The sequence below is a fragment of the Pseudoflavonifractor capillosus genome, from assembly GCF_016899775.1.
Classification (GTDB): domain Bacteria; phylum Bacillota; class Clostridia; order Oscillospirales; family Oscillospiraceae; genus Lawsonibacter.
Genome location: NZ_JACJJE010000008.1, coordinates 1 through 15,407 on the forward strand (window position 1 = coordinate 1; position 15,407 = coordinate 15,407).

Genomic DNA, 15,407 nt, shown 5'->3' on the forward strand with positions numbered 1-15,407 from the left:
AAGGTGAAGGCCCTGAAAATCCAGCGGAAGCTGTTCCGGGACGACCGGCGGGAGCTGACCCGGGAGGAGTACCAGCGCCTGCTGGACGCCGCCCACGGTCTGGGCCGGGAGCGGTTAGCCTTGCTGCTGGAGACCATCTGCGCCACCGGCATCCGGGTAAGCGAGGTGAAGTATATCACCGTGGAGGCCGCCCACGCGGGGCGGGCGGAGATCTCCCTGAAAGGGAAGCTGCGCACCATTTTGCTGCCCGGCAAGCTGTGCCGGAAGCTGAAAAAGTACGCCAGGCAACAAAAAAACGCCTCCGGTGAGATTTTTCTCACCAGAAGCGGAAAAAGTTTGTCCAGACGGCAAATTTGGGCGGAGATGAAGCGGCTTTGCAATGCGGCCGGGGTGGCCCCCAGCAAGGTGTTCCCCCACAACCTGCGCCACCTGTTTGCCCGCACATTTTACCGGGTGTGCCGGGATGTGGTGAAGCTGGCCGACGTGCTGGGGCACAGCTCCATCGAAACCACCCGCATCTACCTCATCTCCACCGGTGCGGAGCACGCGGAAATTTTAAGGAAAATGCGTCTCATTCAGTAAGACAAAATAAGTGTTTTGACATAGTTTTTTATAGAAACACCAAAATGCTACATAGAAGTAAGAGCATTGTAGCACGGGAATTCCAAATTTTCAAGGGCCTCTTCCTGATTTTGGGTGCAAAAATTCAGCCCCATAGACCTGTGTTGTTTATGTGGCTGGATTTTTGCACCCTATTTGCTTCTTCATGGACTCCGGCGGTCGCCGGGCTCTCGGTTTTGCGGAGATCCCCTGCCCATGCTCGCCCCAGGTAAGTCCCAAACACTTATTTTGCATATGAGGGACAGGGGGGGGGGAGCTTGAACGGAATCAAGACGCATGCCGCCGGGCAGAAGCAGGTGGAGCTGACGCTGACGGAGGAGTGCATCGCCTCCTTCTTGGAGGAGCTGGCCCGGAAGGGGCGTACCCCCGGCACGCTGGACACCTATCAGCGAAATATCGGCTCCCTGTACGACGCCCTGCCCGAGGATAAGACCCTGCTGCCCGGGACTCTGGACCGGTGGCAGCAGGACATGCTGGAGGAGGGATATTCCCCCCGGACGGTCAACACCCGCCTGTCGGTGGCCAACCACCTGGTGGCCTTTCTGGGGCGGCGGGAACTGCAGACCCGGGGAACCCTGCAGATCGGGGAGGGCGGCACGCCGGAGCTGACCCGGGGGGAGTACCTGCGGCTGCTGTCCACCGCCCGGATTCTGGGCAAGGAGCGGATCTATCTGCTGGTCAAGCTGTTCGGCAGCACAGAGCTGCCGGTGGGGGACCTGAAGCTGCTGACGGTGGAGGCTTTACGCGGGGAGGCGGAGTGTCCGGTGCGCCTGCCGGAGTTCCTGCGCCGGGAGCTGCTGGACTACGCCGGGCGCAGCGGCGTGGTCCGGGGCCCGCTGTTCCAAACCAGAAGCGGGAGGCCGCTGGGCCGCACCGCCGTCACCGACAGCATGAAGCAGCTGTGCCGGGATGCGCAGGTTGCGGAGGAGAAGGCAAATCCCAGGTGCCTCAAGCACCTGTGGCAGACGACCCAGGACCGCTTCCGGGCCCAGCTGGACCGGATGGTGGAGCAGGCCTGCGACGGCCTGCTGGAGGCCGAACAGCTCTCCATCGGCTGGGATTCCAGGGAGGTGAGGGGCCCCTGAACGTGTGTTCTCCCTCCCGGCGGACGCCGGGAATCCGATCCTAGTATAAAGGAGGAAAACGAGAAATGAAAAAACGATTGTTGTCAGCACTGTTGACCTTCTGTATGGTGCTGACAATGCTGCCGGTGAGCGCGCTGGCGGCGCCAGGGGATGAAGAGACCACCGGCGGTGAAGAGATGACGGTCCAAAGGGCTGACAGCGGTTTGGCACCTGAGGATCGGTACTACACGTTTAGCGATGGCGAATTAGATGCCCCGCAGGACCCTGACATCACCCTGCACAAGCAGGCGACACTGAACGAGGACGGCACCTATAAAGTAGAGCTGTCTGCCACTGCAGAGCAGATTGTCACGGCCAAGCCTACAGAAGTGGTGTTCGTCATTGACGGCTCGAATTCTATGAACTGGTGTGACCAGAAGCCGGATGACGGTGACACCGGCTGGATCGGAAACGAGGGAGAGTGGGAATATAATCGTAAGCAAGATCGGTGGACTACGGATGGTCACTACCATGGTAATGGAGAATATGGGCGAGACGGCGTGTTCTGTACGTTAGTCGAGAAAGATCAAGCCGCCACCCGCTGGGACATTGCTCTTGGTGCCATCGAAACGATGCAAAACAACCTGGGGAATGAAGGCATCAGCTACAAATATGTAGTATATAGAGGAAATAACAGGGGCAATCCTGATGACTCACGGATTACTGCTTATGACACTTTCTCGGAACTTCAACAGAGTTCTCCGCTGGGCGGAACGCATTTGAGCGCCGGCGTTAACACGGCCCTGGGTCAGTTTTCTGATGATGACACCAACAAAGTCATGATCATTGTGGCGGACGGCGACAGTGACGACGGATACCCGGCAGACCACCAAAGAGGTCCTGGCCAGCGCCTTACAGACTTCGGCCAGTTTAAGGAAGACGGCGGCAAGGTCTACACCGTCGGCTTTACCTTCAGCAATTCCGACTTTGATGACATTTCCAGCGGCAATGGCTATTCCTTTACGGCAACGGATGCAGAACAGCTGGAACTTCGCATGGAGCAGATCAGCGAGAACATCAAGGGCCTGATCAGTGATCCGCTGGGCGAAGATGTCGAACTGGTAGATAGGAATGACATCCTGGTAGACGAAAGCGAAGACCAGGATGAAGGTACTCTTTGGGTGACTGGCGATACCATCAACTGGACCAGTGGTGAAGGTCTGAGCGGAACGGTGACCCTGACCTACGACGTCGCGCTGAAAGAGAGCGCGAAGGAGGCCGGCACCTATACCGTCCCGCTGAACGACGGAGCGACGCTGAACTACATCCATGATGACCGCTTCCACTCTATCCCCTTCCCGGAGCCGGAGGCCACGGTCCGCGCCGCGACGCTGGATGTAAAGTATAGGAACGATGATAGGGAGATTTCCTCTCTGGCTGACCACGAGTGGCTGAATCTGGACATCAATCAGGAGTTTACCACAGAGATTCCTGAAGTTGGCGACGAGATTAGCGTCGGCAACAAGACCTACTATGTCCAGTCGGTCAGTGAACTGCCGCCGTCTGACTTGGAGCCTGAAGCCTACACCGTTACCGTGACGCTGACGGACGAGGAACCCAACCCGGAGCCCGAGTACAACGGCACCGCCGTCACGGTCCAGGTATTTGTGGATGGTGAAGAGACTCCTGTCACGAACCCGTTGGATTATGTGTCCTTGGACCGAAACACCAAAGATACCACGCGAGATCTTTGGGAAGAAACGGTCGATCCAAACGGCACTATCACCTGCAAGTTCAATTATAATGCAGACAACGGCTACGACTGCGTGGACATCGACGTCGAAGTAACAGATGACGGCTATGTCCTCCAGGGTATCACCTACTTCCAGTCTTACGGAAGCGGCAGCCCCGAGGACGTCGATGATGAAACCAGCGGCACATATACTATTGACAATGTGACCGCCGTCGGTAATGCCAATGACCCCGACGTGAAGATCTACCTGCGGACCCCGTACTCTGTCAAGTACTTGGTGGACAATGGGGATTCCAGCGTGATGGACAGCAACGTCTACATCACCGGCGAGGACGTCAAGGACAGTGATGTCAACGACAACCAGACCCCTGACGCTGATGACAAATCCGCCTGGATGGACTGGAAGAACGATGACCTCCTGACGGAGATCACCGTGAAGGGCCTGCCGCAGGTTGGCGATGACAAGACCATCGAGGGCTGGTGGCTGAACGACAGTTCTTATGACGGAGATCCCACTTACGGACCGAGTAAGGACAATGAAACCGTCGACGTGGAAGCCGCTGTTCCGAACGATGAAACCAAGGTCATCAAGTTCTACGCAAAGACAGATGACGCAAAGGTACCCGGCCTCACCGTGGAGAAGGAGCTGGCCTCCGTGACCCGCGATGGCGCGACCCTATCCTCGTTTGACGCGGAGACTTACGTCGCGCAGGTGGGCGACACCCTGCACTACACGATCACGGTGACCAACACCGGCAACACCGAGCAGAGTGGCACCATCACCGATACGTTTACGGTCGGCGGTGGGAGCGCGACACTGGAGAAACTGACTGCGGAACCGGCAGGCAGTGTTGATTTTGACGAAACTCCGTGGACCTTCAGCGGACTTGCATCGAAGGGCACCATCACGATCACGGCGGACTACACCGTCCAGCCCGGCGACAAGTCCATCCGCAACAGCGTGGACGTGGACAGCAATGATCCGAACACCCCCGAAGATCCCAACAAGGATGACAACACAGTCGAGACCAAAGTGGCGTCCCTGACGGTGGAAAAGACGGCGGATCGGGAAACAGCCTTTGTGGGCGACACGATCACCTACACCGTCACCGTCACCAACACCGGTGATGTGGACATTACCGACGTGGTCCGTGTGAAAGACTCCATGTGGGGCGAGGGAAAGGTCGAGACCATCCGCGTTGAGGGAGTAGATTATGCTCTCAGCGTTGACGGCGGATACTGGAACGCTGTCATGCCGGATGGGCCATCTGGCTCCGTTGAGAGCCTGAAGCCTGGGGAGAGCTGGACCTGCACCTATACCTACACGGTGACAGCTGCGGACGCGGAAGCTGGCAAAGTCGCCAACGTGGTCACGGCGGATTCCGACCAGACGAAGGACCCCGATCCCGACGATCCTACCGATCCGGGCTCTGACTCCACCGAGACGGAGATCCTGCCCTCTGCGACAGAGGTGACGAAGTATGTAGTGACAAGCTCCGCCGGTATTCCGGGCGAGATCCTTGAGGAACTTGACGGGCTGGACATCACCTATCCTGCTCCCGCCTCCGGGGACGGGAATCCGCAGATCGTCGCCAGCGCGGGCGAGACGATCACCCTGCTGTATGAGATCAGCGTATACGGCGATGAGGGTGCCAGCTTCACAGTAACTGAAGAGTCTGGGGCGAACTTCATCGGCGCCGTCGGCGCGGAAGGCGAGGTTATAATGACCTTGAGCGAACCGCCGCAGTACGCCGGGCAGATTGGCGAAGGCGCTCGTTACGCGACTCTCTACTTCACCAAGACCTTTGAGATCGGGGAAACCACGACCACCTTGACCAACTCCATCACAGCGGTTGTGAACGGGGAAGAAGAGGATGTCACAGAGGAAGTCGATGTGGCCAAGCCCGGCCTGAATGTGGACAAGACGGTCAAGATCAATGGCGAACCTTACAAGGAAGGTATGGTCGCCAACGAGAACGACAAGCTGACCTACACCATCACTGTCAAGAATACCGGCGAGACGGCCATCACTGACACGGTCACTGTGACCGACGACATGTGGGTCAAAGGTAAGGTCACCCAGGTGAATCTGACATTGACGGAAGATGGGAAGACGATCACCCTTCCGGCCAATGTCAGCGAGGACGGTACTCTGACGGTCAACCCCGTGAGCAGCGTGGACACTGTGTTCGAGCCCGGTGAGACCTGGACCTGCACCTACACCTACACCGTGACGGGTGAGGATGTGATCGCCGGCAGTGTCTCCAACACTGTGACGGCCGAAAGCGGCAACGGCGACGAGAGCACGGACGAGGTCACGGTCCCGGCCGGCAGCATTACCATCACCCCGGCTGATATCACCATCTACACCGGCGGCGATGGATATAGTAATGTGCTGGACGAAAATGGAACGCCTATCGCCACTACGGCACAGGGATTCCCTGAGCCGGGCTATCATCTGACCCTTCCGGATGCGGTGAAGGAGTGGTTGCGCACTCACAATGTTGCAACCGATGATGTTGCGACGAATCTGGCTGGTATCTTGAGTTTCCGCTATTACGATGAAAACGGAAATATGATCCGCAATTGGGATCTGGAGGATCAGGGTGTTTACTCCAAAGAGGGAGATGTAATCACCGCTTATGTCTATAGCTTGAGCCCAAACACGACTGCAGCGGAAACTGGCATAAAGGTTCGGCTCCAGATCATCGACCCCGAGAATTCGGATAAAGTTATCACCACTGATGACATCGTGATGGGAGAGAACCTCGTGTCCGATACTTATGAGATGACCATCTACAGTGGTACATTGGACCAGAGCAAGATCCAGGCCGTGTTCTCCGTCAACGGCGAGACACTCACCTGCAACGTTGATATCGGTACCGGCCATCTCTTGATCAAGAGCGTTACGGACGAGAGTACCTCTACCAACGAGATCGTGGACAGCGCCGATACTGTGGACTTCAATCAGATCACTGCCGTTGACGGCGGCGACGTGACCTATTACGTCAACAACAGCGAAGTCGAGGTGGGCTCCGACCGCGTCCAGCTGCTGGTGGACAGCGTCTCCAACAGCACAGAGTTCAACCGGTCTATGGAGCAGGATGCCATCAATAAAGCGGACGCACAGGATGGCGTCTCCCTCTTCGACGCCCAGGCGGAGTCCTTCTATCTGGACCTTGTGGACACGGACAACGGCAACACCGTGGTGACCCTGGGCGACGACGACAAATTGACCATCTACTGGCCCATGCCCAGCGATGCCGATGAGAATGGCGAGTTCTATATCGTCCACTATGATGAGATGGATCGGACGCAAGTGTCGAGTTTGCAGAGTGATCCCGAGATCATCGAAGTCACTCGTGACGGCGATCACCTGGTGTTCCAGGTTGGCAGCTTCTCCCCCTTCGTGCTGGTATATGAGGAGGACGATGGCGGCAGCCACAGCGGCGGCGGTGGCGGCGGCTCCAGCAATGACGACGATGACGATGATAAGCCCGAGCTGAACAAGGAAGATCACATCGCCTATGTGTCCGGCTACCCCGACGGAACCGTGCAGCCCGAGGGCTACATCACCCGCGAGGAGGTTGCCACCATCTTCTTCCGTCTGCTCACCGATTCCTCCCGCGCCGACTTCATTACCGAGTACAACCCCTACCCCGATGTGGAGTATGGGCGCTGGTCCTACTACGCCATTACCACAATGACAAACGGCGACCTGATGCTGGGCCGGCCCGGCGGTGTCTTTGACCCCGGCACCAATATTACCCGCGCTGAGTTCGCTGTGGTGGCCTCGCTGTTCTCCAACGCACAGTACAGCGGACCGGATCAGTTTACCGACATCTCCGAGCACTGGGCCCGGGACTACATCAACCGCGCCGCAGCCGAGGGCTGGGTCGCCGGTTACCCCGACGGCACCTTCGGTCCCGACCGCTTCATCACCCGCGCCGAGGTTATGGCTCTGGTGAATGAGGTGCTGGAGCGGGCTCCCGATGCCGACTACATGCTGGAGGATATGACGGTGTGGCCCGATAACCCTGAGAGCGCCTGGTATTACGAGGACGTTCAGGAGGCCACGAACAGCCACGCTTACGTGTGGCGCAACTCCCAGCACACCAGCGAGGACTGGGAGGACTTCATCCCCATGCGCACCTTCGATGAGTTGGTTCGGGACGCCTTCCTGGCCTCCTGACCCCACTGAGCGAGGTACAAATTTCATACTAAGAGGCGGATGCCTCTGAAAAAACTGGACGGCCCGCCTCCCCACTTGGGGAGGCGGGCCGTCCAGTTTTTTCAGCTCATACAAGGAAACGCCCAGGATTTATAAAGAGACAATCATTACAGCGGCAATCAGAACAAACAGATAAGTTGACAAATCTTTAACCGCCTGCATAAGACTCTGTCCTGCTGCCGCACAGCCCGATGGGGATTGGAATTAGGTCAAGAATCAACACACTGGCCTCCGTTTTTATAAGGCACCCGATCGCAAACAAGATAACTAGTAGCGCAATAACGCAGACACGATAGTTCCCTGGGAATGGGACCACCTTTGCTGTGGGCGGAAATACCGGCAGCCGGGCGGGTCGGATTTTGCTAAAAGCCGTCAGTCATTTAGATAACTGGTGGGAGCAATGGTCCGGTATTCACTTGGCGAAACACCAAGTTGCTTTTTGAACAATTTGTAAAATGCACTGTAGTCCGCAAATCCGCACCGAATCGAAATATCTTTCATGGGATATCCCTGCGCAATCATAGACTGGGCGATTGCAATGCGATATTCAATCACATATTGGTAAAATGACTTTCCCAACTTTTGACGGAAAAGATTTTCCACTGTAGCAGGACTAACAAAAAAACACTCTGCTGTTTGGTCCAGTGAAATCCGATGACTGAAGTTTTCCCAAATATAAGCTATTATTTTTTCCAACAGAGGCCTTTGGTAGCCCATTCTGGCCGATACGATGCTGCTGTCTGAGACAGTACGATTTAACTCTACAAGAAAGTGGGTGCAGAGGCTATGCAAACTTGCGCTGACGCACAGATTTTCCTGTTGTATCTCATACCACATAGAAAGCAGGCAGTGTTCCAACCGCTCTGCGTGGGCCGGTGAGGAGCAGCGGATCAGGAATTCATTGATCTTTCGGCAAAGCTGAATTGCATGCAGAATGTCGGGATCCTCTAAGACCCGTTTTTCCATAAACTCCTGGGAAATGGAGAGTACATAGCGCTTATATTGACCTGCTGTATCAGAAAAAATCGGGTGGTGCATGACGCCTGGAGGAATGATCAAAATATCGCCGTGCTTTAATTTGTAACTGCGGGAACCCACCACGTAAGTTTCCAGATCTCCCTCACAAAAGTAGAAGAATTCATAAAAAGTATGCATGTGAAGTTCCACTACGGGCGGTTTCTCATCAAACACATACCGCAAGTCTAAATCAGGGCGCTTCATTTCCATTTTAGGGTTGTACTGAGACGGCGATAGTCGAGTGCTCACGGTAGTTCCCGCCTTTCCGATGTGTATATTTTAAACTGAAAACGAAACAAAAATTCGGAATATATTATTCATATCATACCACAAAATTATAAGATTTGCAAACAAGAATGTTGTTTTTGAAATTGTAGTTTGCAAATATAAGAGTTAGAATAAGCACAACAAGAAAAGAGATCTATTCTTACAAGATAAGCGTCTTATAAGGCAGTTTTTGATCTTCCGACAGGCCAAAAGCAAGTTTATATGAAAGGAATCTGATTTTATGAGTGAAAAAATACAGGAACAGAACACCCTGACCATAAAGAAGTTAAAATCACCTCAGGAGTTAGGAGACTGTTCTGCTGCAGATGTGGCGGATTGTCTGAAGCGGCTGCTGTGCTCTCAAGAGGAGGTGAATATGATTTTTGCAGCGGCGCCGTCTCAAAATGAATTCTTGGAAGCGCTGAGAAACATGCCGGACATTGAGTGGGAGCGAATCAACGCCTTCCACATGGACGAGTACATCGGCCTGCCCCAGGATGCGCCCCAGCGGTTTGGGACTTATCTGAGGGAGCATATTATGGGCTGCGTTCCGTTTCGGTCGGTACATTATCTGGACGGGTCTGCCCAAAATATCCAGGAGGAATGTCGGCGGTATGCCGCCCTGCTCCGCCGCTTTCCGGTGGACATCGTCTGTCTGGGAATTGGGGAAAATGGACACATCGCCTTTAACGATCCCCATACCGCCCTCTTTCAGGACCCAGAGGCTGTCAAACGTGTAACCTTGGATTTGACCTGCCGCAATCAGCAGGTGCACGACGGGTGCTTTTCCTCCCTGGAAGTGGTGCCGGAACAGGCAGTTACGCTCACTATCCCCAGCTTGTTCGCGGGCCGCTATCTGTTCTGCATGGTCCCCGGCGAGAAAAAGGCCGCGGCTGTGAAGAGAGCGGTGGAGGGAAAGATCGAGGAGGCATGCCCGGCCTCTATCCTCCGGCGGCACCCCAATGCCATCTTGTATGTGGACGAGGCCAGCGGCGCTCTGCTGGGAAAGGATCCTTAATATGAAACGAACCAAAATTGTAAATGGCCAGGTCATTACCCCCTATCGGATCTTGTCAGACGGAGTTGTGGAAATCCAGGAGGGGAAGATCGATTATGTGGGAGAGCGGGGCAGCGGCCTGCCTTGTGAAGAAGAGATCGACGCGCGGGGGAATTTTGTCTCCCCGGGATTTGTAGACATCCACACGCACGGCGGCGGCGGGCACGATTTTATGGACGGCACCCCGGAAGCCATTCTGGGGGCCGCCGAGCTGCACGCCAGATACGGGACCACGTCCATCGTCCCAACGACGCTCACCTGTCCCAATGAGGAATTGAAGGACCTGATGGCGGCGTTCCGGATTGCGAGGCAGACAAATCAGGCGGGTGCAAAATTACTGGGTCTGCACTTAGAGGGACCTTACTTTGCCCACAGACAGGCTGGTGGTCAAGATGTTCGCTATCTCCGGCAGCCTGACCGGGAAGAGTACCTGGAAATTTTAAGCTGGTCGGATGACATCCTGCGCTGGAGTATTGCTCCCGAGCTGGACGGGGCGCTGGAGCTGGGAGATGAGCTGGCCCGGCGGGGAATCCTGGCGGCGATGGGCCACAGCGATGCGGAATATGATACGGTTGTGGAGGCCTGCGAACACGGCTACCGCCATGTGACCCATTTGTATTCCGGAATGGACGGAGTCCACCGGCGCAATGCCTATCGCTTTTTGGGCATGGTTGAAAGTGCTTATTTGATTGACGCGTTGACCGTGGAGATCATTGCAGACGGATGCCATCTGCCGCCGGAGCTGATTCGCCTGATCTATAACATCAAGGGGCCGGGCAAAACGGCGCTGATTACCGATTCGCTGCGCGGAGCTGGAATGCCGGACGGACTGAGCATTTCCGGCAGCCTCAAACACGGCCAGACCGTCATCATCGAGGATGGGGTGGCAAAAATGCCGGACCGCACCGCGTTTGCAGGGAGTGTTGCCACAACGAACCGCCTTGTCTCCACAGTAGTCCACAAGGCGGGGATTCCGCTGCTGGATGCAGTACGGATGGCCTCCCTGACTCCAGCCCAGATTCTGAAACAGGATGGAGCGATCGGCAGCTTGACCCAGGGTAAACAGGCGGATATCCTGATTTTCGATGAAGCAATCCAGATCTTGATGACCATGATAGACGGCAGGATCATCTATCAGTCCGAGGAAGCAGTGCTCAAAAAAACAACCCAAAACGACGAGAAGAAGTAGGCAGAAAGGCACATACAACTATAATAAAAAGGAGAATGAGTATGAAACGGAAACTTGCAATTGCCCTGGCAATGGCCCTCTCCCTCTCTCTGGCCTGTACGGCGTGTTCCGGCTCCGGGGGAGGCAGCGCAGAATCCCAGCCCCAAGGCGGGACCACTTCTTCCACCGCAAAGAGCTTTAACCTGAAGCTGGCCGGCATCAAAACGGAGGACGATCCCGCTACCCTGGCGATGAACCGCTTTGCAGAAATTCTGGCCGAAGACCCGGATCTGAACATCAGTGTGACCACCTATCCCAACAGCGTTCTGGGCAGCAGCAACGACATGCTCAGCGGAATGCCCACAGGATTGACAGATTTATTCTACAATACGCTCTCCTGCTACCCCTGGCTGGAGGGAGCCCAGAAATTTAACGCCGTGACCGCCCCCTTCCTGTGGGACTCCCAGGAGGAGTTCCAGGCTTTCCTGGACTCGGACACAGCCCAGCAGTGGTTTGAGGAGGCTGCGCAGACCACGGGGGTGCGCGTGTTGGCCGCGCGGGGAGAGCTTCCCCCCGGCAGCTGACAGCCAACGTCCCGGTGGAAAATGCCGATGACTTTGCGGGGCTGAAGATCCGCACGGCGGAGTCCGCTTTGGTCCAGGAGACCATGAAGCGTCTGGGCGCCACGCCTGTTGTGGTACCCCTGGGCGACCTGTATATGGCGCTGTCTCAGGGGACTGTGGATGCCCAGGAGAACAACTTTATCACGGTCCGCAACAGCAGCTTGTACGAGGTACAGGACTACTTCATGGAGACCGACTATATCCGCGATGTCAGCGCGATCTTTATCAGTGAAACTGTGTGGCAGCAGATGAGTTCTGAGCAGCAGGCGGCGGTGAAGGAAGCCGCGGAGCAGGCTGTGGAGTATGAGGCGGAGCAGGTGGCTCAGCAGATGGACGAGACGATGGACTTCCTCAATGAACATATGACCTATGTGGAGATCGACGTCCAGTCCATCCAGGACAAGCTGGGAGAAGACTTCTATCAGGAACTGGACACGGCCGGCGACCTCTGGCCCACAGGGACCATGGATGAGATCATGGCCTTTAAGGACAGCTATACACCGGAATGAGAAGGAAAGTCCGCCGGATCTGCAGACAATGCAACGCCGGATTTCCGGTATAAGCGCGGTGTTGAGACCGTTCCGGTAACAGCCCGGGGACGGCCGGCCGGGATCGGCCGGCCTCTCCGGGCAGGCGATACGAAAGGATTCTGTTATGGCGATTGTTATCATTTTTCTGGTGATGTTTCTTCTCATGTTCCTGGGAATGCCCGTTTTCGTCTCCATGGCGGTTTCCGGGGTATGCTATTTGCTGGGAACTGGGAATGGACCCTTGTCCATGATTTCCAACAGCATGGTCAACGGTCTGTCGGATATCTCCCTCATGGCGATTCCATTTTTTATTTTAGTGGGCGAACTGATGAATATCTCCGGGATGACTGAGAGGATGCTGGATTTCTCCATGTATTTTATCGGAAAATTCCGGGGCGGACTGGCCCACGCGTGTATTGTGGTGAACGTGATCTTCTCTCTGGTGTCCGGCTCAGGACCGGCGGACGCGGCGGCCATCTCCCCGGTTTTGCTGCCCAGAATGAAAAAGGAGGGGTATCCGGAGGAGTTTTCCGCCGCGCTGAATGCGGCGGCGGCTGTACTGGGCCCCATCATCCCCCCGGGAATTCCTATGGTGTTTCTGGCCTTGATTACGAACCTGTCCATTGGCCGCCTGTTTTTTGGCGCCTTGATTCCGGGGCTGATCATGGCTGGCTCTATGCACATTATCGTTCTGTTTGCGACCCGCAAGATGAATTTAAAAGTGGACGAGCCGCAGGAGGAGAACAGGGAGCGCTTTGGATCAGTGTTTAAGCGGTCCGTTCTGTCCCTGATTGCCCCTGTGATCATTATCGCAGGTGTGCTGACCGGAATGGCCACGGTGACGGAAATTGCCATTTTGGCCTGCGCCTATGTGTTGGTGATCGGAATATTTGTATACCGGACCATTACCCTGAAATCCATGTTTCAGGTCTTCTGTAAGATGGCTTTGTTCTCCTCCATCATTATGGCCCTGTTCACCGTGGCGGATATTTTCTCCTATATCATCGCAGTGGAGGGCCTGAGCGCTCAGCTGGTAGCGCTGGTGGAGCAGTACAACATCACTCCGGTCATGTTCCTGCTGGGAATCAACATCTTCTTTCTCTTTTTAGGCATGATCATGGATGCCACCCCGGCCATGCTGATTTTTGGTCCCGTGCTTCTACCCATTGCCAATCAGCTCGGCATTGACTCCATCCATTTCGGCATGGTCATGATCTGCAACCTGATGATCGGTCTGGTCACGCCTCCGGTGGGCGCGCTGCTCTTTATCGAGTCGAAGCTCTCCGGCGTCTCCTTTGAGCGGATCACAAAGGCATCGCTCCCCTTTATTGTGGCGCTTTTGGTCTGTCAGCTGATCATTACCTATGTTCCATGGACTGTGACCTGGCTGCCCAATCTGATTTTTGGAATAGGAGGGGGATAAATGATGTTCAAAAAATTGCTGGATGGCCTGGCCGCGATTCAAACCTATATTTCCGGAACACTTTTCCTGGTCATTTTCTCGATCAATACCATGGAGATCATCAGCCGCACGTTTTTCAATCACTCCTTCCTGTGGGTCACCGATATCAGCACGATCTGCATTGTGTGGATGATCATGCTGGGAATGGCGGTAGGAGTCTATCAGAAGGAGCACATTGTCCTGGATCTTCTTATCAGCCGCTTTCCCCATAGGCTTCGCCACGTGGTCACCGTCGTAATCACACTGCTGACCTTTGCGTTTTTTGTCATGCTGTTTGTCACCGGCGTGGAGATGGCGGGAACCAAGCGGATGCTGATTTTTCCCACCATCCGGTGGTCCATGATCTGGGCCTACTCCGCCCTTCCGGTGTTTTCCCTGTCCGCTGCGGTCTTTATGATCCCGGCTCTAATCGAGCTCTTCCGGGGCAAAGAGACCTTCAAGGAGTCGGAAGGAGGGGACGTTCGCTTCCTATGAGTCTTTACACCAAGGAGACGGATTCCCAGCGAGTCGTGTTTGATGAGTACCGATTCATCCCACTTCTGGATCAGGAAAACGGCTGTCAGGCCGGCTGCCGGTGCGGAATTTTGGAGTATACGCAGCTGGATTATCTCCAGGGCGGCACACATGAGGATCAAGAGGTGTTTTTTGTCCTAAGTGGAACCGGCCTCGCGGTAGTCGGCGACCAGGAGATCCCCCTCTCCCCTGGCGTCTGTTTTGTAGCCCCGCCCGGACGGTATCATTCCATTAAGAGGGATCAGACGGTTCCGTGTGTCCGGCTGTTTTTCTTCCATGCGGCCGTGTAACTACTGTTGAACGCCAATATGACAATGAAAGGAACGCGATCATATGAGTCAGGACATGAAATCTTACAAGCAGATCATCACAAGTTTACTGGAGGAAATCTGCGCCGATGAAATGGAATCCATCCAAAGAGCGGCACAGGTAATGGGCGATTCCATTATGCGGGGACAGGTGATTCATGTTATCGGCCCCGGCGGCCATTCCAATATGGCTGTGGAGGAGATGTTTTCCCGCGCAGGTGGATTGGCCTGTATCAACGCAATTTTAGATCCTGGAACTAATTTGAGTCACGGCGGTTTTCGCTCCATGAAAGTAGAGCGAGTTCCAGGCTATGCAAAAGCCGTTTTGGAGTCCTATGGTGTGGGAAAGACCCCTGGGGAGGTCCTTCTGATCATCAACGCATACGGAATCAACAGCATGACCTTTGATTGTGCTTTGGAAGCAAAGCGGCTTGGAGTCACCTCCATCGCCATTACCTCTAGTTCTTTTGCGGAGCGGGTACCCAAGGCCCATCCCTCCCGCCATCCGACCGGGGCAAACTTGTACCAAACTGTCGATATCTACTTAAATAACCACCTCCCCTACGGCGACGCCATTTTTGAAGTAGAGGGATGTGAGCAGAATATTGGCCCCACCTCCACCTTCTGCAACTGCTTCGTGGCAGACTGCCTGGTCCTGGAAACCTGCAAATATCTGGTGTCAAAGGGATATACCCCTCCCGTATTCCGAAGCGGGAACATGCCCGGCGGTGATGAGTATAATCAATCTCTTGTTAATCAGTATCATGGGAAATCCATCCTGCTCTTTTAAACG

General features: G+C 55.2%; 12 protein-coding genes. 11 read left to right on the forward strand and 1 reads right to left on the reverse strand.

Annotated elements, in window-relative coordinates:
• From H6B31_RS03915 to H6B31_RS03925, 3 genes are all read left to right on the forward strand, one after another.
• Positions 1–582 (forward strand): tyrosine-type recombinase/integrase (locus H6B31_RS03915; protein ID WP_204897301.1); only part of this gene is annotated, 582 nt, incomplete at its 5' end.
• A gap of 296 nt (positions 583–878) precedes the next feature.
• Positions 879–1,706, forward strand: a complete 828-nt coding sequence (locus H6B31_RS03920; protein ID WP_204897302.1) for a site-specific integrase — start codon at positions 879–881, stop codon at positions 1,704–1,706.
• Between the two features lie 65 nt (positions 1,707–1,771).
• A complete protein-coding gene (locus H6B31_RS03925) occupies positions 1,772–7,630 on the forward strand; it encodes a CLIPPER-2 domain-containing protein (RefSeq protein WP_204897303.1) in 5,859 nt (1,952 codons plus the stop codon).
• A 411-nt stretch (positions 7,631–8,041) separates the two neighbouring features.
• On the opposite strand, the gene H6B31_RS03930 is transcribed toward H6B31_RS03925, so the two are convergent.
• A complete protein-coding gene (locus tag H6B31_RS03930; protein ID WP_204897304.1) occupies positions 8,042–8,935 on the reverse strand; it encodes a helix-turn-helix domain-containing protein in 894 nt (297 codons plus the stop codon).
• 259 nt (positions 8,936–9,194) lie between these two features.
• Here H6B31_RS03930 and H6B31_RS03935 point away from each other — a divergent pair, with 259 nt between their 5' ends.
• The 8 genes from H6B31_RS03935 (at position 9,195) to H6B31_RS03970 (ending at position 15,404) form a co-directional block, all read left to right on the forward strand.
• The gene (locus tag H6B31_RS03935) at positions 9,195–9,971 is read left to right on the forward strand and encodes a glucosamine-6-phosphate deaminase (RefSeq protein ID WP_204897305.1); all 777 of its coding nucleotides are present in this window, start codon (positions 9,195–9,197) and stop codon (positions 9,969–9,971) included.
• A 1-nt stretch (position 9,972) separates the two neighbouring features.
• Entirely contained in the window at positions 9,973–11,199 is a 1,227-nt protein-coding gene (gene nagA / locus H6B31_RS03940; protein WP_204897306.1) for an N-acetylglucosamine-6-phosphate deacetylase, read from the forward strand.
• Positions 11,200–11,240: 41 nt separating this feature from the next.
• Complete coding sequence (locus H6B31_RS17465) at positions 11,241–11,762, forward strand: type 2 periplasmic-binding domain-containing protein (protein WP_204897307.1); 522 nt, start codon at positions 11,241–11,243, stop codon at positions 11,760–11,762.
• A gap of 14 nt (positions 11,763–11,776) precedes the next feature.
• Complete coding sequence (gene dctP / locus H6B31_RS17470) at positions 11,777–12,310, forward strand: TRAP transporter substrate-binding protein DctP (RefSeq protein ID WP_204897308.1); 534 nt, start codon at positions 11,777–11,779, stop codon at positions 12,308–12,310.
• Between the two features lie 145 nt (positions 12,311–12,455).
• Positions 12,456–13,754: a TRAP transporter large permease gene (locus H6B31_RS03955; protein ID WP_204897309.1), complete on the forward strand. Its 1,299-nt coding sequence runs from the start codon at positions 12,456–12,458 to the stop codon at positions 13,752–13,754.
• Positions 13,755–14,267, forward strand: coding sequence for a TRAP transporter small permease (locus H6B31_RS03960; protein ID WP_204897310.1), 513 nt, complete (start codon positions 13,755–13,757; stop codon positions 14,265–14,267).
• Positions 14,264–14,596, forward strand: a complete 333-nt coding sequence (locus tag H6B31_RS03965) for a cupin domain-containing protein (protein ID WP_204897311.1) — start codon at positions 14,264–14,266, stop codon at positions 14,594–14,596. The genes H6B31_RS03960 and H6B31_RS03965 overlap by 4 nt, the downstream gene beginning before the upstream one ends.
• A gap of 43 nt (positions 14,597–14,639) precedes the next feature.
• Entirely contained in the window at positions 14,640–15,404 is a 765-nt protein-coding gene (locus tag H6B31_RS03970) for a sugar isomerase domain-containing protein (protein ID WP_204897312.1), read from the forward strand.
• Positions 15,405–15,407: the final 3 nt, after the last annotated feature.